The organism is Mesorhizobium sp. M1322, from assembly GCF_040318085.1.
Lineage (GTDB): Bacteria > Pseudomonadota > Alphaproteobacteria > Rhizobiales > Rhizobiaceae > Mesorhizobium.
This window is the reverse complement of sequence record NZ_JAMYLP010000201.1, coordinates 1-1519: the sequence shown is the minus strand read 5'-3', so window position 1 is coordinate 1519 and position 1519 is coordinate 1. Positions and strand designations below refer to the sequence as shown.

The 1519-nt window shown below is 63.9% G+C and carries 1 protein-coding gene; it reads left to right on the top strand.

The genetic code is table 11. The features are described from left to right. Window positions 1-366 precede the first annotated feature (366 nt). On the top strand, window positions 367-1519 hold a 1153-nt coding region (locus NKH12_RS30370; protein ID WP_352956473.1), incomplete at its 3' end, for a hypothetical protein.

Genomic DNA, 1519 nt, shown 5'->3' with positions numbered 1-1519 from the left:
CAACCCGCTTCGAGAAAACCGCCCGCAATTACCGCGCCGTTGTCACTCTCGCGGCTATTGTCCTATGGTTGCGGTAACTGTCCACACGGCCTAGGCCGCAGGCCGAGAGGCAGCTTGCCTCATGAGTCCCCGGTATGTCCTTCCGGTTTCGGGCGCGATGGGCTAGAAAGCTGACGTTCTCTTCCGACCCTAGTCGGTCATGTGATGGAGCGCCAGAGCCCCAAAGGCGGACCATCGACAGCTTTTTGAGGTGAGCGTAGCGAGATCCGTCAACGGGCGGATGCCGAAAAACGGCACCGACCCGAAAACAGCAGCTTTATCATTTTTTGAGTCATGCGCGGTAAGGTTCCGCGCATGAAGACTTACTTGATCATCACCGGCGTCGGCGCGTTCGTGGCGCTGACAATGCCATGGCTGGTCATCATCGGCAGTTTCCTGATCATCCCAGGGCTCATCCTCGCGTCGATGCCAACGGCCTTCATGTATGGCGTCGCCTTCGCGCTGTTCCGCTTGCTGCTCGGAAGTTTCCTTTCAGGGGTTCCTCTGAACGTCATGTCGGGCGCCGCGACGCTGGCACTGTTCTGGACCATCCCCCAGCCAAGCCTCACCTGGGCGAGCGGCATGCTGGCCAGCCTGGAGGAGCCGGACATCCAGTCGAGCGCACAGATCGCGCTCAAGGGCGACATTCTCCTCGCCCGCCCGTTCGAGGGCCGTTGCGATGCATTGTGCGCGGCATTGCTCAAGACTCCGGGCGTCACTTCGGTTCGCGTCCAGACCCTTCGCGGTCGTTCCAATACCTATCGCGTCGTGCCGGACTCGACGCCCGGCAAACGAAGCACCGTCATCGGGCATGGCCTGCTGGAAGAGCGGCGCTACGATGCCTCCGATCCGCTCGCCCCTCGGCGCGCGCTGGAAGCCGAATGGAACCTGATGATGTCAGAGGGCAAGGCGCTGCTGCAAAGCGACGACGCTCCCGAACCCGACTTCACCATCGCGATCGAGGACGGCCCCGCCGTGCCCGATGCCAAGCCCCGATCGGGACGGGTGGATTGGTCGCTCGAGCCCTCCGCGCCCCACCGCAAGGCGCTCACCATCACCGACGCCGGTGAACAGGTGCTGCTGCGGCAGTCGATCCTGTCGATCTTTGCCCCGGCGGCGCCGTTGCTGATCGGGACTACGGGCGGGATCGAGAACTTCCGGTTCGGCTGGGCGCGTCGGCGGCTCGGTGACGGAAGGATGTACGCCGAGGTTCCGGTCAACCGGCTGCTACTCGACCACACCATCGTTTCGCGCGGGGTGAATATGGAAGCGGCGAAAACGAGAACGCGCGAGGAACTTGCCAGAGCGCTCGACGATCCGCGTAGGCGGGGGAGCGATGCCGCGTTCGCGCTCGCCAATCAGTGGATGGACTCGTTCCGCGCGAACGACCAGCCGCTCGGCGAGAGCGACCGGCGTCTGCTGGTTCGCATCTTGGAGGACCCGCGGGTGCGATCCCCAGACGGGCTGTGGGCGATCATCA